This is a genomic window from Rhodanobacter sp. C06 (assembly GCF_002001105.1).
Taxonomy (GTDB): Bacteria; Pseudomonadota; Gammaproteobacteria; order Xanthomonadales; family Rhodanobacteraceae; genus Rhodanobacter_A.
Window position 1 is genome coordinate 1 of the sequence record NZ_MUNP01000074.1, and the last position, 21,076, is coordinate 21,076.

At 66.7% G+C, this 21,076-nt stretch carries 15 protein-coding genes and 1 pseudogene; 7 read left to right on the forward strand and 9 right to left on the reverse strand.

Annotated features, from left to right (window positions below):
• Positions 1 to 850: 850 nt before the first annotated feature.
• A complete protein-coding gene (locus tag B0E52_RS16250) occupies positions 851 to 2,005 on the reverse strand; it encodes a hypothetical protein (RefSeq protein WP_077485532.1) in 1,155 nt (384 codons plus the stop codon).
• A gap of 102 nt (positions 2,006 to 2,107) precedes the next feature.
• Between B0E52_RS16250 and B0E52_RS16255 the strand changes: the two are divergent.
• Both B0E52_RS16255 and B0E52_RS16260 read left to right on the forward strand, forming a co-directional pair.
• Positions 2,108 to 2,358 (forward strand): annotated as a pseudogene (locus tag B0E52_RS16255) (hypothetical protein); the annotation flags it as partial.
• Positions 2,359 to 2,384: 26 nt separating this feature from the next.
• Positions 2,385 to 2,849, forward strand: a complete 465-nt coding sequence (locus tag B0E52_RS16260) for a GFA family protein (protein ID WP_254426846.1) — start codon at positions 2,385 to 2,387, stop codon at positions 2,847 to 2,849.
• 103 nt (positions 2,850 to 2,952) lie between these two features.
• Here the strand turns inward: B0E52_RS16260 and B0E52_RS16265 are convergent, their stop codons facing one another.
• Complete coding sequence (locus tag B0E52_RS16265; protein WP_077485535.1) at positions 2,953 to 4,329, reverse strand: hypothetical protein; 1,377 nt, start codon at positions 4,327 to 4,329, stop codon at positions 2,953 to 2,955.
• Between the two features lie 147 nt (positions 4,330 to 4,476).
• On the opposite strand from B0E52_RS16265, the gene B0E52_RS16270 reads away from it, so the two are divergent.
• The 5 genes from B0E52_RS16270 (at position 4,477) to B0E52_RS16290 (ending at position 13,984) form a co-directional block, all read left to right on the forward strand.
• A complete protein-coding gene (locus B0E52_RS16270) occupies positions 4,477 to 6,498 on the forward strand; it encodes a trehalase family glycosidase (protein WP_168174212.1) in 2,022 nt (673 codons plus the stop codon).
• Positions 6,499 to 6,591: 93 nt separating this feature from the next.
• Positions 6,592 to 7,740, forward strand: coding sequence for an aldose epimerase family protein (locus B0E52_RS16275; RefSeq protein ID WP_077485539.1), 1,149 nt, complete (start codon positions 6,592 to 6,594; stop codon positions 7,738 to 7,740).
• 109 nt (positions 7,741 to 7,849) lie between these two features.
• Positions 7,850 to 9,007, forward strand: coding sequence for a 1,4-beta-xylanase (locus tag B0E52_RS16280; RefSeq protein ID WP_077485540.1), 1,158 nt, complete (start codon positions 7,850 to 7,852; stop codon positions 9,005 to 9,007).
• 369 nt (positions 9,008 to 9,376) lie between these two features.
• The gene (locus B0E52_RS16285; protein ID WP_077485542.1) at positions 9,377 to 12,178 is read left to right on the forward strand and encodes a TonB-dependent receptor; all 2,802 of its coding nucleotides are present in this window, start codon (positions 9,377 to 9,379) and stop codon (positions 12,176 to 12,178) included.
• A 231-nt stretch (positions 12,179 to 12,409) separates the two neighbouring features.
• Positions 12,410 to 13,984, forward strand: coding sequence for a sialidase family protein (locus B0E52_RS16290; RefSeq protein ID WP_077485543.1), 1,575 nt, complete (start codon positions 12,410 to 12,412; stop codon positions 13,982 to 13,984).
• Here the strand turns inward: B0E52_RS16290 and B0E52_RS16295 are convergent.
• From B0E52_RS16295 to B0E52_RS16325, 7 genes are all read right to left on the reverse strand, one after another.
• Positions 13,981 to 15,009, reverse strand: coding sequence for a glycoside hydrolase family 43 protein (locus B0E52_RS16295; RefSeq protein ID WP_077485544.1), 1,029 nt, complete (start codon positions 15,007 to 15,009; stop codon positions 13,981 to 13,983). The two genes, B0E52_RS16290 and B0E52_RS16295, sit on opposite strands and share 4 nt — an antisense overlap.
• Positions 15,010 to 15,076: 67 nt before the next feature.
• Positions 15,077 to 16,468 (reverse strand): sugar porter family MFS transporter, encoded by a 1,392-nt coding sequence (locus B0E52_RS16300; RefSeq protein WP_077485546.1) that lies wholly within the window; start codon positions 16,466 to 16,468, stop codon positions 15,077 to 15,079.
• A gap of 195 nt (positions 16,469 to 16,663) precedes the next feature.
• Positions 16,664 to 17,578 (reverse strand): SMP-30/gluconolactonase/LRE family protein, encoded by a 915-nt coding sequence (locus B0E52_RS16305; protein ID WP_077485548.1) that lies wholly within the window; start codon positions 17,576 to 17,578, stop codon positions 16,664 to 16,666.
• Entirely contained in the window at positions 17,575 to 18,333 is a 759-nt protein-coding gene (locus B0E52_RS16310; protein WP_077485584.1) for an SDR family oxidoreductase, read from the reverse strand. Before B0E52_RS16310 ends, B0E52_RS16305 begins: the two co-directional genes overlap by 4 nt.
• Before the next feature lie 5 nt (positions 18,334 to 18,338).
• Entirely contained in the window at positions 18,339 to 19,487 is a 1,149-nt protein-coding gene (dgoD, locus tag B0E52_RS16315; RefSeq protein ID WP_077485550.1) for a galactonate dehydratase, read from the reverse strand.
• Positions 19,484 to 20,128: a 2-dehydro-3-deoxy-6-phosphogalactonate aldolase gene (locus tag B0E52_RS16320; RefSeq protein WP_077485552.1), complete on the reverse strand. Its 645-nt coding sequence runs from the start codon at positions 20,126 to 20,128 to the stop codon at positions 19,484 to 19,486. The genes dgoD and B0E52_RS16320 overlap by 4 nt, the downstream gene beginning before the upstream one ends.
• The gene (locus tag B0E52_RS16325) at positions 20,122 to 21,069 is read right to left on the reverse strand and encodes a 2-dehydro-3-deoxygalactonokinase (RefSeq protein WP_077485554.1); all 948 of its coding nucleotides are present in this window, start codon (positions 21,067 to 21,069) and stop codon (positions 20,122 to 20,124) included. The genes B0E52_RS16320 and B0E52_RS16325 overlap by 7 nt, the downstream gene beginning before the upstream one ends.
• Positions 21,070 to 21,076: the final 7 nt, after the last annotated feature.

The following is a 21,076-nucleotide window of genomic DNA, read 5'->3' on the forward strand; positions in this document are numbered from 1 at the left end:
TTCGACCGATACATACGAGAACATGCCAAGCTGCTGGACGTCGGGGCTGCGCATCGGATCGGGCGGTCAGTGATTGAGAACGTCTATGACCGCGGCGGCGCGCGGAGGTTTCTCAACAGCCTGCTAGTGATGCCATAAACGTGAAAATGTCGCGCCAATTCCGGGGCAATCGAATCGAACACATGCGCCGTATTGCCAAGCCCCGCCAAGAGTACTAGTGGTCGCCCAGTGCCGCCCCAATCGAGCACCTCCAACCGTACGCCATCCGCCACCGGGACGAATTGCCGATGGTAGCTTGCGCTTTCCGCTTCGAAAGTCGACGCGGTGGCCGAGCAGCCTGCAGCACCTGCCGCCGTTTGCATGAAGCTCATACCCAGGACAGCCGCTACCCACGCCCTGCTTATCGCGGTTGGCATCTTGCGCTCCTTGACTACACGTGTAGCCAAGCTATCGCATCGCTACACGTGTAGTCAATCCGTGCGCTTTACCCGGAAACGACGGGCAGGGACGCGTCATCCGTTCGATGCGGAGGCCCGTGCGGCCAATCTTTCGGACAGCAGTCGACGGATGGCGCGCCGGCTTGCCGGCGGATCAGCAGGCAAAAAGCAATGGGGAAGGAGGGACTTCCCGAACTCTACTCTGCCCCCAGTTTTGGCGGCTTCCATCGCGCGCGTGTTGGCCATGCAGGTGGAAGCGGTCGCGGCGGTGGCGTGAGGAGAACCTTCACGGGCGAACCCTCTCCCTCCGGGAGAGGGTTCGGTCGAAGCGAGGCGCGACGGAGTAACCGAACCATCCCGCCAGTGCCGACTCCCCTTGCACGAGTTCGATCTTGCCTGGAACTTCCCAAAGTTCAGAAACTGATCTTCAGGATCTGTCCGTTGTTGCCGACGAACCATCCGGCTTTTGGATTCGCGAAAGCGACGGCCCAGTATCCGCTCACGGTGGGCAGCCAATACCAGGTCTGGCCTTCGTCGGGAGTCCAGGCCGCCGATCCTGAATTGAAGTCGGGTGCGGTTTCGGCAGTGATCACGACCGTGCGGTCGAATCGGGGGCGATGGTCGCCACGGTCATGCGGGTCTTGACCCTGATCGTCCTCGTCGTTGGAAGATGCTGAAAAGTGGCGATCGCGCAGGCCTCGGGCGTACGCCACGCAGAAGACCGCTCCGGGGGTCGGCGGTGGGTTGGTCAGAGTCCAGGTCGTGCCACCATCGTGAGAGGTCGCTGCGTCGGCTGAGAGATTGCTCGACAAGTCGCCGCCGCCGACAAACCCGTTGCGCGCATCGCGGAAAGCCACGCTCAAGCCGCCAGCACTGGCGTTGCTGATGAGCGGGGTGGCATAAGCGTTCCAGCTGTTGCCGCCATCGCGCGTCGCCAGGATGCGTGCGGTGGTCGAACCGCCGGTGGCAATCCACGCGTTTTGCTTTCCCTGCGTGGTGATGCAGGTTCCGCTCGATGCGAACGAGGCTTCTCCGGGGAGTGCCGGCGGCATATGGCCGGCGATCGACCGCCAATGGATGCCGTCGGAGGTGCGCAGATCGGGAAACACTCCGCTCACTGAATCGCTGTGCGCGATGCCGCGGTCGGGGGACCAGAAGGCGAAACAGTCGTAGAACGCGCCAGCAAGCTGGTTGGTGAATTCCACCGTCCAGTGCGCGCCGCCATCGACGGTTTTGTAGATCTTGAAGTCGGTGGTGTTGGCGCCGATCGACGACAAGTAGGCGATACGGGCGCTCACGGCATGGACGTCGCGGAACTGCAGATTCTCCGCGCCGGGTACCACGCCGGACTTCCAGGTATTGCCGCCGTCGGTGGTCACCACGTAGGTTCCCCCGGCTCCAGAGGCCCAGACCACGCGCGAATTCACCGGGCTGACGGCGATCAGCAGCTGTGTGGTGCCGCTCGATTGCGGCGTGAGCGTAGGCTGGCGAACCTTCGGAGGGCTGTCCGCAAAAGCAAGCGAGGCGCACGCGGCGAGCAGCAAAACGAGTACCGAATGCTTGAACATGGCAGCCCTCCCCGGGTAGTCGAAGTGAGGCAGCATAAAACTCTCAAGATGAGGGTTTCGCGAAACAAGGGGTTCGGGATTCGCCTCCTCCGTGCATCAACAGGCCGCTCGCAGATCGCCGACCTGGTGCTGGAACGTTGCTGCCATCGCGCGATCTCCTCGAGGACCCGCATGTGGCGCGCCAGCACGAAGCCGACATCCAACTGCTGGAACGCGCGATGACCACGGTCACCGACACGGCGGTATGCATCACCACGCCGCGGCTGGCCGCGCGCTGGGCCGAGGCGGCGGAGTCGGCGGGTAGGTGGCCGATCGCGTGGCGATCTGAAAGTGAATGTGGTGCCATTATTTAGAGGTCGAGACGCGCCGGGTTTTGCCAATGACCGGCGGCGCGTCCGTTGACGACTGGTTTTCGCTAGATCACCACTGCGAGGTTCCCATGACAAGCCGGATCGCTTCATGCTGTTGCGGACAATTGAACATCGAGGTGCAGGGCGAGACCCTGGGCGCCGGCGTGTGTCATTGCCTGGCCTGCCAGCGGCGTACCGGCAGCGTTTTTGCCGCACTGGCCGCATATGCCGCGCCCTGGAAGGCGAACGGCGCGGCGACCGAGTATGTGCGCACGGGCGATGCGGGCGCGTCGTTCCGCTTCCGCTTCTGCCCGATCTGCGGCAGCACGGTATTCCACACCGAGGAGGGCAACGACGACTGCGTGATGGTGGCCGTGGGCGCGTTCGCCGATCCGGCTTTTCCGCCGCCGCAGGATTCGGTCTACGAGTGTCGCCGGCACGCCTGGGTGCAACTGCCCGAAGGGATCGCGCGTTACGAGAAGGATCCGGACTGAGCGTCCAACCTTCCGGAAATTCTCCGTCCTCGTGCACGAAGCGGCTGACTTCGTGCATGCATTGAATAACGGTTCCAGATTCACTTGCCTGGCGCGGCTGGTTTCAGCCGGACGGGGGCTTGTCCCCGCGCGCACCGCTTCGATCTCTCTCCCGTCGCCGATGCTCTCCTTCCGCCATCGCCTTGAACCGATTGAGCGATTGCAGCCATAGCGCGTTGCCTTCGGCCTCGTGCTCGCTGGCGCCGTCGGGGATGCGGTTGAACGGGATGCGCATGGGCGCGGCGTCGTGGGCCAGCGCGGCCTGCATGCCGCCGAAGTAGACCTTGTTGAGGCCGTACTTCGTGTTGATGCGGTCCACCACCGCGTCGATCTGGCGGGTGTCGCTGGCGGGCGCGAACAGCGAGCCGCTGGTCTGTGCGCGTTCGCCGAGGCGCAGCAGGGTGACGCTCACCGACAGCGGCACGGCGCGCGCGGGGCCGGGCAGCAGGCGGCCGCGTACGCGGCCGGCGGCGAGCATGCCGGCCAGCAGATGCAACAGGCCGCGGCTGTCGTCGGTGGGCTCGAAGTTGACGGCGCCTTCCCAGCGCTCGTCGTAGCCGACGTAGCGGATGCGCACCGCCATCGCGCCGGCCAGCAGTTGTTCGCGGCGCAGGCGCATCGCCGCCTTCACCAGCAGTTTCTTCAGCACCGCCAGTGCGCCCTCGGGGTTGCGCAGCTCGGGACCGAGCACATGCGAGTGGCCCAGCGAGCCGCGCGTGGTCGCGGCGACGGGAAGCCAGGTGCCGCGCAGCAGGCCCCACATGCGTTCGCCCTCGATGCCGCCCCAGGCGCGGCGCAGCACCAGCTTCGAGGCCGCGGTGAGCTGGGCCACGGTGAAGATGCCCTCGGCGTTCAAGCGTGTTTCCATCGAGGCGCCGATGCCACACAGGTCGCGCAGCTTGAGGCCGTGCAGCGCCTGCGGCAGATCGGCCTGCTCGATCACCACCAGGCCGTCGGGCTTCTGCATGTCGGTGGCGGTCTTGGCGAGGAAGTCATTCGGCGCGATGCCTACCGAGCAGCGGATCGCGCCGCCGGGAGCGACCTTCGCGATCTCCTCCTTCACCTGCCGCGCGATGCGTTCGGCCTCCGCGCGCTGGCGCTGACGGCCGACCAGCTCGCAAGCCATCTCGTCGATCGAACCGACGTGGGCGATCGGGATGGCGTGGTCGATCGCCTCGATCAGCACATGGTGCCAGTGCACGTAGCGTTCCGGTCGTGCGGCGACGATGGTGATGCCGGGGCACAGCCGCCGCGCGTCGCCGACCATGGTGCCGGTGCCGACGCCACGCGCCTTGGCCTCGTAGCTGGCGGCGATCAGGCTGGTGGTTTCCGCCGCCACTGGCGCCACACCCACCGGCCGCCCGCGCAGCGCCGGCACCTCGTGCTGTTCCACCGAGGCGAAGTAGCTGTTGAAGTCGACGAACAGGCTGCGCAGGGTCATGACGCGGGTTCCGGGCGAGCCGGGAGGAATAGCATGCGCCGGTCGCGCGCGGCGAGACAGGGGGCGGCGCGAATCGGCGACATCGGTGGAGCCGCGGTGCAGACTGGGCAGCCGTGCAGGCGCGGGTTCATGTGGAGACACGGTTCCATGCATTCACTCATCAAGTTCCTGGCTTTCGCCATGGTCGTGGCCATGGTGTTCCGCGCGGAGGCAGTGTCGGCGAGCCAGGCGGGTGCCGCCACGCCATATCGGGATCTGTTCGATTTCCAAGGTACGCCAAGTACGCCGACGGACCGTGGCTTCAACATCTTCTTCGACGCCGGTGCGTGGCAGGGCTACAGCCTGCCGAAGGTCGGCGACGGCACGACGGGGTTCAGCGGCCCCTTCGTGCACAGCCTGGGTACGGGGCAGTGGACGGGTGTGCGCTTCGCCGCGGTCGTCTTGCGCGATATCGGTGGAAAGGGCGACATCGTGCTGCAGGAAGTGGCGAGCCATGCCGTGCCGGGCGCGCTGGAGCGCGAGTTCGCTGCACCGGGCCTCACGGTGCGGCAGACGCTGTTCTTTGCCGACTCCTGGCATGCGCTGGTGCGCATCGAACTGCGGTCCACCACGGCACGCGAACTCGACGTGGCGATTGGCGGGCACGTCATGCCCGTGCCGGGGAGCCGCCTCGCCGGCGACGGCGGCGCGGTGACACGGAATTTCGTGAATATGCCTACGCAGCTCGACACGCAGCTGCACGCCGATGGCATCAACGCCGATCGGATCGAAGTGTCGGGCGACGACTACCGGATCGCGCTGGACCGTCCGCTGCATCTGGCGCCCGGCAAACCCGCCACGCTTTACGTCGTGCAGACCCTGCGCCACGACACGCGCACCGCCACGCCACCTGTGCTCGACTATGCTGGAGCATGGGCGGCCAACCGCGTGCGCTGGGCCGGTTATCTGAAGTCGGTGGAAGCCAGCCATCTGCCTGGCCTGCCCGACGCCATCGCGCGGCGCGTGGCCGCGAAGGCCGTGGTCACCCTGATCGGCAACTGGCGTGCGGCACGCGGCGACCTGCGCCACGACGGCGTGGTGCCCTCCTATTCCAATCCGGACTTCAACGGCTTCTGGGCCTGGGATTCATGGAAGCACGCGGCCGCGCTGGCCTGGTTTGCGCCGGATCTGGCGCGCGACCAGATCCGCGCGATGTTCGACTACCAGGCTGCGGACGGCATGGTGCCCGACTGCGTGTTCCTCGACCGTGCCGACAACAACTGGCGCGACAGCAAGCCGCCGCTGGCGACTTGGGCGGTATGGCAGGTATACCGCGCCTCCGGTGATCGGGCCTTCCTGGCCGAGATGTACGACAAGCTGGTGCGCTACCACCGCTGGTGGTACGCGGCGCGCGACCACGACCACGACGGCCTCGCCGAATACGGTGCCACCGACGGCACCGCGATCGCGGCGAAGTGGGAAAGCGGCATGGACAACGCCGTGCGCTTCGACGGCATCGCGATGCTGAAGAACGGCGAACATGCGTGGTCGATGGACCAGGCCTCGGTCGACCTCAATGCCTACCTCTACGGCGAGGACGTCGATCTCGCGCGGATCGCGGCGCTGCTCGGCAAGCCGAAGGACGAGGCGACGTGGCGGCAGCGGGCCATCGCGTTGAAGACGGCGATCCAGTCGCGGATGTACGACGCCGAGGCAGGCTGGTTCTTCGACATCAAGCTCGGCAAGCCGGAATTCGTGCGCGTGTACGGCTCGGAAGGCTGGGCGCCGCTGTGGGCCGGCGTGGCGACGGCCGCGCAGGCCGCCGCGGTCGAGAAGACGATGATGGACCCGCGCAAGTTCGCCACGTCCATGCCGTTTCCGACGCTGGCCGCAGACGATCCGCGCTTCTCGCCGGTGAAGGGCTACTGGCGCGGACCGGTGTGGCTGGATCAGTCGCTGTTCGGCGTCGAGGCCCTGTGGCGCTACGGTTACCGCGCGCAAGCCGATGCAATGGCACGCCGGCTGGTGCTGGACGCGCAGGGGCTGGCGGCCGGCCAGGCGACGTTCCGCGAGAACTACGACCCGCTGACCGGGCAGGGCGAGCAGTCGCAGAACTTCAGTTGGTCCGCGGCGAGCTACCTGCTGCTCTTGCGGATGGATGCCAGTGCACCGGAGCCGCGCCAGCCTTGATGGCCTGCATGCGCGGATAGGCTTGCCAAATGTCTTATTATATGTTGATGTTCAGACTTGCCTGATGCCATTCCGTGAAGCGGGGACTGCACGATGAACAAGCACCTGATCGCCTGCGCCATCTCCCTGCCGTTGCTGGCCGCGCCCTGGTTGTGCGCGGCGGCCGACGCCAGCCGCGCCGTCTTCGGCACGATGCCCGACGGGCGCAAAGTGGAAGTGGTGACGCTGGACGATGGCCATGGCTTCACCGCCCGCGTGATCAGTCTCGGCGCCAGCCTGCAATCGCTCATGCTGCCGGATCGCGACGGCAAGCTGGCGGACGTGGTGCTGGCCTATCCCGATCTACACGACTACCTGGCCAAGCCGCAGTACTTCGGCGCCACGGTGGGGCGCTTCGCCAACCGCATCGCGGGGGGCCGCTTCACGCTGGACGGCAAGAGCTACCAGCTCACCCTCAACGACGGGCCGAACTCGCTGCACGGCGGCGCGAAGGGCTTCGACAAGGTGGTGTGGCAGGTGATGAAGGTGGTGAAGTCGCCCGAGCCCAGCGTGACGTTGCGCTACGTCAGCCCCGACGGCGACCAGGGCTATCCCGGCACGCTCACTGCCACCGCCACCTACACGCTCAAGGCCGGCCACGAGCTGGACATCGACTACAGCGCCACCACCGACAAGCCCACCATCGTCAACCTCAGCAACCACGCCTACTGGAACCTGGGCGGGGAAGGCTCGGTCAGCGTGTACGACGACATCCTCACCATCCCGGGCGACAGCATCACGCCGGTGGACGACACGCTGATTCCCACCGGCGAGTTCCGCACCGTGGCCGGCACCGACTACGACTTCCGCCGGGGCAAGCCGATCGGCCGCGACATCCGCGACGGCAAGGAGCAGCAGTTGCTGCGCGGCCACGGCTACGACATGAACTGGGTGATCAGTCGTACCGAGGCCTCCGCGCCGCGGCTGGTAGCGAAAGTGGAAGACCCGCGCAGCGGTCGCGTGCTGACGCTTTACTCCGCGCAACCGGGCCTGCAGTTCTATTCGGGCAATTTCCTCGACGGCACCAGCGTGGGCAAGTCGGGCCGCATCTACCGTCAGGGCGACGCCTTCGTGCTTGAGCCGCAGAGGTTCCCGGACACGCCGAACCATCCCGACTTCGGCTCGGCACGGCTGGCGCCGGGGCAGACCTACCACAACCACATCGTCTACCGCTTCTCGGTGGACGGTGGCACGGGCCGCTAGCCAGGCATCACGCCAGCGCGAGTCTGCGTCGCGCCCATTCCGGCTCGCCGTGTGGCGGCGGGCATATCCGGCGGCAGGGGCCGCCGAAGTAAGTCGTCACGGAGGTTCCATGAAATACGCATTGTCCTGTCTGCTGCTTGCGGTGATGGTGGCCGCCACGGCGGCACCGGCGCACGCCGACGCGCCGGCGCGCTGGCCGAAGGCGCAGGCCCAGGCCTGGTACGCGAAACAGCCCTGGCCGGTGGGCAGCAACTACATTCCCTCGAACGCCATCAACGAGCTGGAGATGTGGCAGGCGGCCACGTTCGACCCGAAGCGCATCGACCAGGAATTGGGCTGGGCCGAGTCGCTGGGCATGACCACCATGCGCGTGTTCCTGCACGACCTGCTCTGGAAGCAGGACGCGACCGGCTTCAAGCAGCGTATCAACACCTTCCTCGACATCGCGGCGAAGCACCACATCAAGCCGATCTTCGTGCTGTTCGATTCATGCTGGGATCCGGAGCCGAAGCTGGGTCCGCAGCACCCGCCGATTCCCGGTGTGCACAACTCCGGCTGGGTGCAATCGCCGGGCGTGGCGATGGACGATCGCAGCCAGTACCCGCGCTTCGAGCTGTACGTGAAGGACATCGTGGGCAGCTTCGCCAGCGACAACCGCATCCTCGCCTGGGACGTGTGGAACGAGCCGGACAATCCGGGCGGTGGCAATTACGACGCGCGTGAGCCGAAGGACAAGTTCGAGCGCGTGGCCGAGCTGCTGCCGCAGGTGTTTGCCTGGGCGCGCAGCGAGCATCCGACCCAACCGCTCACCAGTGGCTTGTGGCATGACGCCGACTGGAGCCCGTCGGCGCACCTCAACGCGGTGGAGCGCACTCAGGTCGAACAGTCCGACATCATCAGCTTCCACGACTACGGCTGGCCGGAAGACTTCAAGCGCCGCGTGGCCCAGCTCAAGCTCTACGGCCGGCCGCTGATCTGCACCGAGTACATGGCGCGCGGTGCCGGCTCCACCATCGACGGCGTGTTGCCGCTGGGCAAGAAGCTGGACGTGGGCATGGTCAACTGGGGCTTCGTGCTCGGCAAGACGCAGACCAACCTGCCGTGGGATTCCTGGCAGCGCCCCTACACGCTGCAGCCGCCCACGATCTGGTTCCACGATCTCTTGCACGAGGACGGCACACCGTATCGCGAGCGCGAGGCGCAGATCATTCGAGCGCTCAGCCACTCGCCGAAGGGCGTGGTGCCTGCGGCGGCGCTGAGTCCCTAAAACCTGCGCAAAAGAGCCGGCTTCGCCCGCTCCGACAGGTTCTGCTCGAGGAAAACGAAAACGCCCGGCCAGCCGGGCGTTTTCGTTTTGAAAGGGCCGTAGGAAAACGCCGATCCACGACGATGCGCTGCAGCATGACAAGTCGGTGCAAGTGATGCATCGTTAGTCATATAGTACGACAAATAGATTATTGTCAGACTATTGAAAACATGCCGGGCGGTGCGCGCAGTGGAGGGCGGATCTCCTTCAGGCAGGCGGCTCCATCGAGGCTGGTCAGTCACCGTGAACGACGGGATGAGCCAGCGGGCATCGACATTCCACTCATCGCTGCTGTTAAGCACGATCTAACGAACCTTGGGGAGAAAACGTATGAAGCATCCGATCCTGGTCTCATGCACGGCAACGCTGCTGGCGAGCGCCATCGGTGCCTGCTTTTTCCCGGCGCATGCCGCCGATGCGTTACCGGGCAATGCGACGGCTGCCGCACAGGACGCGACGAGCCAGACGCCCGCTGCCAAGACCAAGGAGGACAAGAACAAGCAGCGTGAGGAGGCGCAGAAGAATGCCGTCAACCTGTCCACGATCACCGTGACCCCGTTGCGCAGCAGCCTGGAAAGCGCGCAGACGATCAAGCAGAACTCGCGCATGGTGGTCGATTCCATCGTGGCCGAGGACATCGGCAAGCTGCCGGACAACAGCGTCGCCGACGCCATGCAGCGCATCACCGGCGTGCAGGTCGCGCCGGATTTCCAAGGGGAGACGGCTTCCGTGGTCATCCGTGGCTTGCCAAACGTCGCCACCACGCTGAACGGGCGTGAGATCTTCAGCGGTGTAGGCCGTGCTTTTGCGTTCCAGAATCTGCCGGCCACGGCAGTCAAAGACGTCAAGGTCTACAAGACCAGCGAAGCGAGCCTGATCGATGGCGGCATCGCTGGCCTCGTCGACATGGAGTTGTATCGTCCGTTCGACTTCGCCGGCAGCAAGGTAGCCGGCACCTTCACCAAGACGTACAGCCACTTCGGGGGGCACGTCGATCCCACCGGAAGTTTCCTGCTCAGCAATCGCTGGAGCACGGGCATCGGCGAAATCGGCGCCTTGGTCAACGTTGGCTATAGCCGCCAGCACTACGACTACAACGCGGTGTGGGGGGATTTCCCGAAGGTATTGACCGATGGCAGCGGCAGCCCGATCCGCACCGGTAGCGGCAACCTGATCGCGGCACCGAACGGTTTCGGTGCCGACTACAACATCGGCGATCGCACGCGCGAGGAGTTCAACTACGCGTTGCAGTGGAAGCCGAACGATTCCACCGAGGTCTACCTGGAAGGCATCTACGACTGGGATTCCGACAGATACAACCAGCCGTTCTATTTCTCGTTCCCGGTCGGTTCGGTCACGCCTACTCAGTACACGGTGGGCAACAACTGCTACGCCAACCAGTTGACCGGCTCGCCGTACCAGGGACAGACCATCTGCGATGCCACCAGCGGCACGTGGACGGGCAACACTTACGCGGCCACCAGCACGCAGGCGCATACGGAATGGGGGCACGACATCCAGAATTCGCTGGGTGTGAAGTGGCATGGCGATCGCCTGAGCCTATCCAGCGACTTGTCGTTCAACACGACGTCGTTTGAAGAGCAGACCTTCATCGTGGACACGTTCCTGAAGGCGCCGATCACCACCGTGTGGACAGGCACCGCGGGCAACCAGCAGAACTGGGGCCTGGGCGGCAATCCGCAAACCAATCCGGCCAACTACTACCTCAACGGCCTGTTCCAGGACTGGAACGAACAGCGTGCACAGCAGTGGGCATGGCGCGCCGACGGCAACTTCGACATCAACGGCGATTTCTTCCAGTATCTCGATTTCGGCGCGCGCTATGCAGACCACAAGGCCGAGTACCACGGCAGCTACGACATCTCCACGCCACCACCGGGCGGCACCGGTGCGATCTCCCTGAATCCGAATCCGGCCAACCAGGTCATCGCTCGCTTCCCGAACGGCTACTTCTGCAGCGAGCCGACCACGTCCGCGCTCCCGGTTACATGGCTAAGTGGCTGCTACAACTTCCTGACCAGCAATGCCGATGCGATCCGCGCTCTCTACGGCCTGCCCGCCGGGCCTGCGGCGGAGAATCCCGGGCGCTACTACCAAATCGAAGAGAAATCCTCGGCAGGCTATGCCCAGTTGGGCTATGGCAACACACTGTTGGGCCTGTCGTTCGATGGCTTGCTTGGCATGCGCGTGGAACGCATGCAGCGCCACTTGAATGCATATTCCTATGACGCATCGACCAACATCTACACGCCGCTGTCCGATTCCACAAGCGCGCCCGTCTACCTGCCAAACTTCAGCTTCAACTTGCATTTCACGGATCAACTGCAACTGCGCCTGGTGGCGGCCAAGACGCTCACCTACCCCGGCTTTGGAGCGTTGAACCCATCGATTTCGCTGAATCCGGGCACCATCAATCGTGCAGGTGCCGCCAGCAGCGGCAATCCCGACCTCAAGCCGACACGTTCGAACAATTACGACGCATCGCTGGAGTGGTACTTCGGGCCGGCCAGCTACATCAGCGGTGGCCTCTTCTATCGCGACATCAACGGGTACATCCAGAACTACACCACGAATGTCATCATCGGCGGCCAGCCGTACCAGTTGAATTCGCCGCAAAGCGCCGGTTCCGGTCATCTCGATGGCGCTGAGTTCGCCTACCAGCAGTTCTTCGATTTCCTGCCGGGCGTTCTCAGCGGGCTGGGTGCGCAGTTCAACTACACCTACATCGAGGGTTCGACGCGCTCGCCGCAGTATCTCGGTGGCCCGATGACACAGTCGCCGCTGCAGAACGTTTCCAAGAACAACTACAACGCGGTGCTGATGTACGAGCGCTACAACTGGTCGGCGCGACTGGCCTACAACTTCCGCAGCCGCTACATCGACGGCTTCAACCAGCCGACCGTGGCCGGCATTTACGACGAGGTCAAGCCGGCGAACCAGGTGGATTTCTCGTTGGGCTATGACATCAACAAGAACGTCACGGTGGTGTTCAACGCCACGAACATTCTAGGTGCCAACCTCCACCAGTACTGGGGTAGCGGCGATACGCGGCCACGCGACATCCGCTATCAGGATCGCACCGTCGGCTTGGGTGTGCGCGTCAAGATGTAGGCACCTACGGCGGTGGCGACACCCTCCCCGCGCCACCGCCGCTTTTTCTTCATGGGTCGATGTGTCGCGCATGCGGGCCCTCGTGATCCGGGATCGCGCCTGCGCCTCGCGTTCGACAGCGATGACTCCATCCATGCCAATGGCCCAATGACCGGGCTGGCCCGCGATCACAATGCATCCTCTGCCACGCCGGCCCCGCCACATTCAACCGGACTTTCCTGGAGCCCGCGCATGAAACGTCCCGTCATCGTCATTGCCATGGGTCTGTGCGTACTGTCCGCCGCTCCATCGGCTGCAGTGCAGCCAGGTGATGCGCCCGTCGGCACCGTGCTGGCGAAAGGTGTGGGCTACCCGGTGTTGGTACAGCTCGCCCACCAGGCCGACCCGTCGGCCAACGGCCGTGTGCTTTTGGCCTTCGAACGTGATGGCATGGGCGGCATTCCGCTGTACGTGCGCGAACCGGGGCAGCGCGACTGGCGCTTCACGGAGAATGTGACCGACCAGGCGCATCGCGGTGATGCCGACTGGCAATTGCGCTGGCAACCGAACCTGTACGAACTGCCGCGCGCCAGTGGGCCGCTGCCGGCAGGTACCGTACTGCTGGCCGCGAACGCCACCGGCAACGATGCCCGAGGCAGGGTGGTCAGCGAGGATCTGCAGCTCTATGCCTCGGACGACGGCGGACACACGTGGCGTTACCGCAGCTCGATCATCAAGGGTGGCGGCAAGCCCGAGGACAAGGACAACCACGGCGTGTGGGAGCCGAACCTGCGCGTGCTGGACGATGGCCGCCTGGTGGCCTGGTACTCCAGCGAGCAGCACAAGGCCGCGGGCTACAACCAGTTGCTGGCGCACAAGGTGTCCGGCGACGGCGGCCGCACCTGGAGCGCCGAACACATCGACGTGGCGATCCCCGGTGGCGTGGAGCGTCCCGGCATGACGGTGGTCGACCGCTTGCCCGACGGCCGCTACGTGATGAGCTACGAGGACATCGATGGCCCGCAGAACGGCCACGTCTACTTGAAGTTCAGTCGCGACGGACTGGATTGGGGTGATCCCGCCGACCGCGGCACACCGGTGCAGACGCAGGCCGGCGCCTGGCCCGCTGCTTCGCCGATCGTGAAGTGGCTGCCGGTGGGTGGTCACGGCGGCACGATCGCGGTGCTGGCCGAGCGTGCCGGCGGGGGCGGCGACCCGGGCGGCCGCGCGATCTACTGGAACAATGACCTTGGCCGCGGCGCGTGGTGGGAAGCGCCGGCGCCGGTGCAGAAGCTCACTGGCAACATCCACGCCGGCTGGACCCAGGCACTGTTGCTGCAGCAGGACGGCACACTGCTGCACCTCAGCTCGTCGTCCTCGTCCGCGGCGCCCGCCGATGCGCGTGCCAACGTCATCCTGAAGGCCAGCGCGCCGGCACGCTTCGATCGTTACGAGGCGGAAGACGCAGCGCGCCACTGGGCGGTGCAGATTGACGATCCGACCACCTCCAACCGGCGCAAGGCGCGCGTGGCCGCGCCGCCGCTCGGCCGACTCGACTTCGCGGTGCATGCCGCCACGGACGGTCCACGTCTGCTGCGCGTGCGCTGGCAGGATCTCGGCTTTCCGACGCAGCCGGTGTTGCGCATCGACGGGCGGGCGATCGCGGCCGGTGGCACGCGCGACGACCGCGACGGCTGGCGCATTACCAGCTTCCGCGCACCGCTGCGCGCCGGCGACCACACGATCGCCGTGGGTGGCTCGGTGCACGCGCTGGACATCGATTACCTGCAGATCGACGCCGCCGGTTCCCAGGCGTCCGGCGACTAGCGCGGATGCGGAGGGGCCTGGACTTCGTCCTGCCTCGACGGCACCGCCAGCGGCACGTCCGCCTTCACCGGCACGCCGAAGTCGGGTGTGCCGTCCGCGCGCCAGTGCATCTGCTGCATGCGCGGCGAGCGGCGCGGGCCGCACTTCCAGCCGGGACCGCCGTTGGCGTGGTAGATGATCCACGTCTGCTTGCCGTCCGGCGACTTGAAGAAGCCATTGTGGCCTGGCGCGTAGACACCGTTGGCCGGCGACTGGGCAAACACCGGCTGCGGCGACTTGTGCCACGCCGCGGGATCGAGTGGATCGGCATCCGGCGCGGCGCTGAGCAGGCCCAGCGCGTAATGGTCGGACCAGCAGGCGCTGGCGGAGTAGCTGAGGAACAGCTTGCCGGTGGGGCCTTCGAGGAACTCCGGCCCTTCCAGGATCTTCCGTCCGCCCTGCATCTCCCATGCATAGGTGGGCTGGGCGATGTCCGCTTGCGGCGTGCCCAGCGTCCACGGGTTCGTCATCGGCGCGATCACCAGGTCGCTGTGGTCGCCGACGTAGGCGGAATAGACGAAGTACAGCTTGTCGCGCAATTGGAACACGGTGCCGTCGATGCCGTTGTGGTCGGTCTTCAGCATGCCTCGCGAAATCCATTGCCCCTGCGTGGGATCGGGCGAGGCGTTCTCCAGCACGTAGAGGTGGCGGTGCGTGTCGTCGTCGTGCGCCTTGTCGGCGGCGGTGTAGTACAGGTACCACTTGCCGTCGAGGAAGTGCAGCTCCGGCGCCCATACCGCGGCGGAGCCGGGCCCGCTGGCTGGCGCGCGCCAGACCACGGTGGCCGGCGCCGCGGCGAGACGGCCCAGGTCGCGCGTCTTCCACAATGCGATGCGGTCGCCCAGTGTGTTGGTGTAATAGTAGAAGCCGTCGTGCTGCGCCACCCACGGGTCCGGCCCCGTGGGCAGCAGCGGGTTGCGGAAGGTCTCGCTGGCGGCGGCGAGATTCGCCGCCACGGCAATCGCAAGCAGTGATGCCGCCAGCACGACCCGTCGCCGCCAACGCGGACGACGAGCTTGGGTGTTCGTGCGGATCGGCGTCGAGTGCACGGTCTTACTGCCCGATCCGCCGCAGCGGCTGGCCCGCCATCAGCTTGCGCTCGATCTGTTCCAGCGTGACGCCCTTGGTCTCCGGCACCAGCCAGATGGTGAACGCGATGAATACCACGTTGAATGCGGCGTACAGCCAGAACGTCTCGGCCTGGCCGATGCCGTTGAGCAGCGGCAGGAACGAGAGGCCTACCAGCCAGTTCGCCACCCAGTTGGTGAAGGTGGAGCAGCCGATGCCGAAGTCGCGGCCCTTCAGCGGCTGGATTTCCGAGCACAGCGTCCAGATCAGCGGGCCGGCCGACATCGCGAAGCCGACGATGAACACCAGCAGCATGACCACGGTGAAGGTCTGTTCGCCGTGGCTGTGGATGCCCAGGTGCATCATCGTGCCGACCACGCCGAGGCCGATCGCCATCACCACGAAGCCGATGTACAGGATCGGCTTGCGGCCCAGCTTGTCGACCAGGCCGATCGCGATGAAGGTGGCCAGCACGTTGACCAGGCCCACTATCGCGGTGAACCACATCTGCGATTCGGTGTTGTAGCCCATGTCCTGGAAGATGCGCGGCGCGTAGTACATCACCACGTTCATGCCGGTGAGCTGCTGCATCACCTGCAGCAGCACGCCCAGGCCCACCGAGCGGCGGAAGTTGCGGTTCTGCTGGAAGAGATGCCAACCGCGCTGCGGCGTCTTCAGCTGTTCGCTGATCTCGCCGATTTCCTTGGCGATGGCGCCGTTGCTGCCGAGCAGCTTGCGCAGCACCTGCTCGGCCTCCGGCTGGCGGTCCTTCATCATCAGCCAGCGCGGACTTTCCGGCAGGAAGGCCACGCCGAACAGGAACAGCGCGCCGGGGATCGCGATCACGCCCAGCATCCAGCGCCAGTTGCCCGAGTAGCTGAAGGCGGTGTCGGAGAGGAAGGCGACCAGGATGCCGATGGTGATCATCAGCTGGTACAGCGAGATCATCGCGCCGCGGATCGATTCCGGCGCGATCTCGGCCAGGTACAGCGGTGCGGTGAAGCTGGCGAGGCCGATCGCGAGGCCGAGCACGAGGCGGCCCACGATCAGCACGTGCGGCGTCCAGGCCAGGCCGCACAACACCGAGCCGCCCACGAACAGCACGGCACCGAGGATCAGCGTGCGTTTGCGACCCAGCTGGCTGGACAGCCAGCCCGCCGCCAGCGCGCCCAGTGCGGCGCCCAGCATCATGATGCTGACGATCCAGCCGAGCATGTCGTCGCCGATGCCGAAGTCCTTCTGCAGGAATTGCTGCGCGCCGGAGATCACGCCGATGTCGAGGCCGAACATCAGGCCGGCCAGCGCGGCGAGGATGCAGGTGAAGACGGCGGTGGCCTTGCCGTGCGTGGCGGCGGGTGGTGCGGTGGTGGCGCTCATGCGTTACTCCCCGTGGAATGGCGTGCGACTTCGGCTGGAAGCTTTCCCGGATTCGTTCGCCCTGAGCGTAGCGCCAAAGGCGCGAAGTCGAAGGGTCCGAAGTCCGGGAGGCATATGTGTTTCGACTTCGCGGAACTGCGTTCCGCTACGCTCAACACCAACGGCTCCCGATCATGCGTCATCTTTCGACGACGCTCACGGCGTGTGGCCCGGAGGCGGCAAGCCGGCAAAACGTGGTTCGGACAGGCCGCGCACATCGACGTGCGTGCCGAACAGCGCGCCGGCCAGTGGCTCGCGCGCCAGTGTGGCAGCGTCGAGACCGTCGCGGGCGCTGGTGACGTAGAGCGCGTCCAGCGCGTCGCCGCCGAAGGCGGGGCGGGTGGGCTGGCTGGCGGCCGTGGTCAGGATGCGGTCGATACTGCCGTCGGCGCGGTAGCGCACCACGCGGCCCAGCCCCCATTGTGCATTCCACAGGCCGCCATCGGCATCCACGCAGGAGCCGTCCGGTTCGCCAGTGCTGTTGCGCAGGTCGGCGAACAGGCGCGAGGGTCCGAGTGCGTCGCCGTAGGCGCAGCAGCGGATCGTGCGCGTCAGCGAGTCGCAGTAGTACAGCGTGCCGCCGTCGGGGCTGAAGGCGAGGCTGTTGCTGATCGCCACGCCTTCCAGCGGCAGCTTCTCCAGTTTGAGGTCGGCGTCCAGGCGCCAGAAGCCGCCGATGGCTTGCTTTGCACCACCATCGGCAGGCTCGTGCAGGGTGCCGAACACGAAGCGGCCCTGGCGGTCGCAGGCGCCGTCGTTGCAACGCGTGGGCAGGCCGGGCTCGACTTCGCAGATCGTGTGTAGCGCGCCGTCGGCGAGGCGGAAGAACGCCAGCTTTGATGCCAGCGCCAGCAGCAGCCAGCCATCCGCCGCGCACAGCGCGAACGAAGCGAGGCGTTCGGGCAATCGCCACTGTTGCGTCTCGCCGCTGGCGGGCACGTGCCGCCACAGCGTGGCGGCGTGGATGTCGGTCCAGTACAGCGCCCGCGCGCGTTCGCACCAGACGATGCCTTCACCCAGCACGTTGCCCGCTTCCACGACGGCCTGCATGGGAGCGGACGGCGCGTTCATACCCAGCCACCGTCGACGATGAAATCCTGGCCGGTGCACATGCCGCTGTCATCGGCGGCGAGGAACAGCGCCATGCGCGCCAGGTCCTCGGCCATCAGGTAGCCGGGCAGGCATTGCACACGCGCGATCTCGGCCTCGCCCTCGGCGTCCAGCCACAGCGCACGCTGTTTTTCGGTGATCACCCAGCCGGGCACCAGCGCGTTGATGCGGATGTGCTGCTGGCCCAGCTCGCGCGCCATGCCGTTGACGAAGCCGTGCACCGCGGCCTTGGCCATTGCGTAGAGCGGATAGCCGGCGTTCTTCTTCATCCAGCCGGTGGAGCCGAGGCAGATGATGGAGCCACCGCCGAGCCGCTGCATGTCGGGAATCACCGCGCGGGTGGCGAACACCTGGTGGCGCAGGTTCACCGCCACGTTGCGCTCGAATGCGGCGGCGTCCACGTCGGCCAGCGTGTGGCGCACGTCGTTGGCGGCGTTGTTGACCAGCACCGCGACGGGGCCGATGTGCGTACGCGCGCTGGCGATGGCGCCATGCAGCGCGTCGAGATCGGTGACGTCGCAGCGCAGGAACACGGGGACGTGCGCCACATCCTGCAGCGTGGCCAGCAGCGCCCGTGCGCCGGCCTCGTCCACGTCGACGAAGGCCACCTTCGCGCCTTGCCGCGCGAAGTGTTCGACGAAGGCCGCGCCGATGCCGGTGGCGCCGCCCGTGATCAGCACACTGCGATCGCGCAGGCTGGGGTAGCTGGCGTACATGGCGCTCACCACTCCGCCACGCTGCCGTCGTCGTGACGCCAGATCGGGTTGTGCCACTGATGGCCCACCTTGGCGCGCTCGGCCACGTAAGCCTCGTTCACCTCGATGCCCAGGCCCGGGCCCTTCGGCATGGCCACGTAACCGTCGGCGTAGGCGAACACGCTGCGGTCGGTGATGTAGTCGAGCAGGTCGTTGCCGGCGTTGTAGTGGATGCCCAGGCTCTGTTCCTGGATGAAGGCGTTGTGGCACACCGCGTCCAGTTGCAGGTTCGCGGCCAGCGCGATCGGGCCGAGCGGGCAGTGCAGCGCCAGCGCCACGTCGTAGGCTTCGGCCATCGCCGCAATCTTGCGCGTCTCGGTGATGCCGCCGGCATGCGAGGGATCGGGCTGGATGATGTCCACGCCGCCGGTCTGCAGCACGCGCTTGAAGTCGTAGCGCGAATACAGCCGCTCGCCCAGCGCGATCGGCGCGGGCGAGATCGCGGCCAGCTCGGGCAGGCATTCCAGGTGCTCGGACAGCACGGGCTCCTCGATGAACATCAGCTTGTACGGCGCCAGTTCGCGCATCAGCACCTTGGCCATCGGCTTGTGCACGCGGCCGTGGAAATCCAGCCCGATGCCGATGTCCGGGCCCACCGCGTCGCGGATCGCCTGCACGTTTTCCAGCACGCGCTCGACCTTGGCGTGCGTGTCGACGTATTGCATCTCCTCGGTGGCGTTCATCTTCACCGCGGTGAAGCCGCGCGACACCGCGTCCTGCGCGGCACGCGCGGTGTCGGCCGGGCGGTCGCCCCCGATCCACGAGTACACGCGGATGCGCCCGCGCACCGGGCCACCCAGCAATTCGTATACCGGCCGGCCCAAGTCCTTGCCCTTGATGTCCCACAGCGCCTGGTCGATGCCGGCGATGGCGCTCATCAGGATCGGGCCACCGCGATAGAAACCGCCGCGGTAGAGCACGTTCCAGTGATCCTCGATATGGCGCGGGTCCTTGCCGACCAGGTAGCTCGACAGTTCCTCGACGGCCGCCGCCACGGTATGCGCCCGCCCCTCGACCACCGGCTCGCCCCAGCCGCTGATGCCCGCATCGGTGTCGATGCGCAGGAACAGCCAGCGGGGAGGGACCTGGTAGGTGGTGATTGCCGTGATCTTCATGCGTGCGTATCCAATGCGTGGGTATCCAACGCCTGCCAGGCCTGCGCGAAGGCGCGGGCGCGCGAGGTGGTGTCGTCCAGGCTGCGACCGGGTGTGTAAAGCGCCGAGCCGATACCGAAGCCAGCGGCGCCGGCAGCGACCCACGGCGCCATGTTGTCGGGGGTGATGCCACCGACCGGCAGCACCGGCACCTCGCGCGGCAGTACCGCACGCCAGGCCTTGAGCACGGCCGGTGTGGCTTGTTCGGCGGGGAACAGCTTCAGCGCGTCGGCGCCCGCGTCCAGCGCGGCGAAGGCCTCGGTGGGCGTGGCCACGCCGGGCACGCAGACCAGGCCGGCGGCCTTGGCAGCGCGGATCACCGTGGTGTCGGCGTGCGGCATCACGATCAGCCGGCCGCCCGCGGTTGCCACCGCGTCCACGTTGGCGGGCGTCATCACCGTGCCCGCGCCGACCAGCACCTCATCGCCCAGCGCCGCAGCGAGCCTGGCGATGCTGTCGATCGGCCGCGGCGAATTGAGCGGCACTTCCAGCATGCGGAAGCCGGCCTCGGCGATGGCGCGGCCGGTGGCCACCGCCTCGTCCGGCGTGAGGCCGCGCAGGATCGCCACCAGCGGCAGGGGATGGAGCCAGGGAGTCAGCATGCGGGAGTGGTCTCGGAAACGGATGGAATTGGGCCGGGTGGAACCAGGCCGGCCTGCGTCGCCAGCAGCCACAGGCCGCGGGCGGCGGCGTCGGCGATGGCCGGCGGCAGCTCGATGTCGAACAGTGCGGCGGCGCGGCGGTAGCGCGCGCACAGCGCGGCCTCGCCGATCAGCTGCAACGGCGTATCGCGGCGGGCGAGGCCGTCGGCCAGCGCGGTGCGGAATTCCTCGCCGATCAGCAGGCCGGAGAGATAGTCGGGCACCGACGCGGGCGCCAGCACGCCGTCCAGCATCAGCGCACGGGTGGAGAACAGCCGACTCAGGGCGCCGGCCGCGCCGCTGTCGCGGGCCGCAGCGGCGCCACGTTCAAAGGCTTCGATGTCGTCGACGGTCGCGGCGCCGGTGGCGCCGAGGATCGAATGCTGCCGCAGCGCGGCGAACAGCTCGCCGGTCATCAGGGTGCGGAAACTGCGGACCGCGCCGTCCCGCACCACGGTCCACTTGCTGTGCGTGCCGGGCTGGATGAAGGTGCAGGCGTCGGCGAGGGCGGGCCGCAGCGCCAGCGCGCCGAGCAGTTGGGTTTCCTCGCCGCGCATCACGTCGGGGCCGTGCGGATCGCGCAGGCCGGGCACCAGGTGCACGTCCCGGCCGTCGGCGGCGCGCAGGTGGCCCAGTGCGCGACCGAGCTGCACCGCGTCCGCGGGCAGGTCGAGGTAGGGCATCTCCCGCCAGCCGCCGCGGCTGCCGACCATGCCGCAGGCCAGTCGCGGCAGCGCCGGCCAGCCGGTGGTGATCCCGGCCAGCGCGGCGTCGTAGCCGCCGTCCGGCAGCTGGCGAATGCCCCAGGGACGCGCGCGCGTCTCCACGAGGGCGCCCGCGCCGTCGAAGCGGAAGGCGCGCAGGCTGCTGGTGCCCCAATCGAGTCCGATCAGTCCGTGCATTGCCGGC

What these genes read in the sequence shown, in the direction of transcription:
- B0E52_RS16250 (WP_077485532.1), bottom strand. Translation starts at nt 2,005, where the DNA reads ATGTTCAAGCATTCGGTACTCGTTTTGCTGCTCGCCGCGTGCGCCTCG.
- B0E52_RS16260 (WP_254426846.1), top strand. Translation starts at nt 2,385, where the DNA reads ATGACCGGCGGCGCGTCCGTTGACGACTGGTTTTCGCTAGATCACCAC.
- B0E52_RS16265 (WP_077485535.1), bottom strand. Translation starts at nt 4,329, where the DNA reads ATGACCCTGCGCAGCCTGTTCGTCGACTTCAACAGCTACTTCGCCTCG.
- B0E52_RS16270 (WP_168174212.1), top strand. Translation starts at nt 4,477, where the DNA reads ATGCATTCACTCATCAAGTTCCTGGCTTTCGCCATGGTCGTGGCCATG.
- B0E52_RS16275 (WP_077485539.1), top strand. Translation starts at nt 6,592, where the DNA reads ATGAACAAGCACCTGATCGCCTGCGCCATCTCCCTGCCGTTGCTGGCC.
- B0E52_RS16280 (WP_077485540.1), top strand. Translation starts at nt 7,850, where the DNA reads ATGAAATACGCATTGTCCTGTCTGCTGCTTGCGGTGATGGTGGCCGCC.
- B0E52_RS16285 (WP_077485542.1), top strand. Translation starts at nt 9,377, where the DNA reads ATGAAGCATCCGATCCTGGTCTCATGCACGGCAACGCTGCTGGCGAGC.
- B0E52_RS16290 (WP_077485543.1), top strand. Translation starts at nt 12,410, where the DNA reads ATGAAACGTCCCGTCATCGTCATTGCCATGGGTCTGTGCGTACTGTCC.
- B0E52_RS16300 (WP_077485546.1), bottom strand. Translation starts at nt 16,468, where the DNA reads ATGAGCGCCACCACCGCACCACCCGCCGCCACGCACGGCAAGGCCACC.
- B0E52_RS16305 (WP_077485548.1), bottom strand. Translation starts at nt 17,578, where the DNA reads ATGAACGCGCCGTCCGCTCCCATGCAGGCCGTCGTGGAAGCGGGCAAC.
- B0E52_RS16310 (WP_077485584.1), bottom strand. Translation starts at nt 18,333, where the DNA reads ATGTACGCCAGCTACCCCAGCCTGCGCGATCGCAGTGTGCTGATCACG.
- dgoD (WP_077485550.1), bottom strand. Translation starts at nt 19,487, where the DNA reads ATGAAGATCACGGCAATCACCACCTACCAGGTCCCTCCCCGCTGGCTG.
- B0E52_RS16320 (WP_077485552.1), bottom strand. Translation starts at nt 20,128, where the DNA reads ATGCTGACTCCCTGGCTCCATCCCCTGCCGCTGGTGGCGATCCTGCGC.
- B0E52_RS16325 (WP_077485554.1), bottom strand. Translation starts at nt 21,069, where the DNA reads ATGCACGGACTGATCGGACTCGATTGGGGCACCAGCAGCCTGCGCGCC.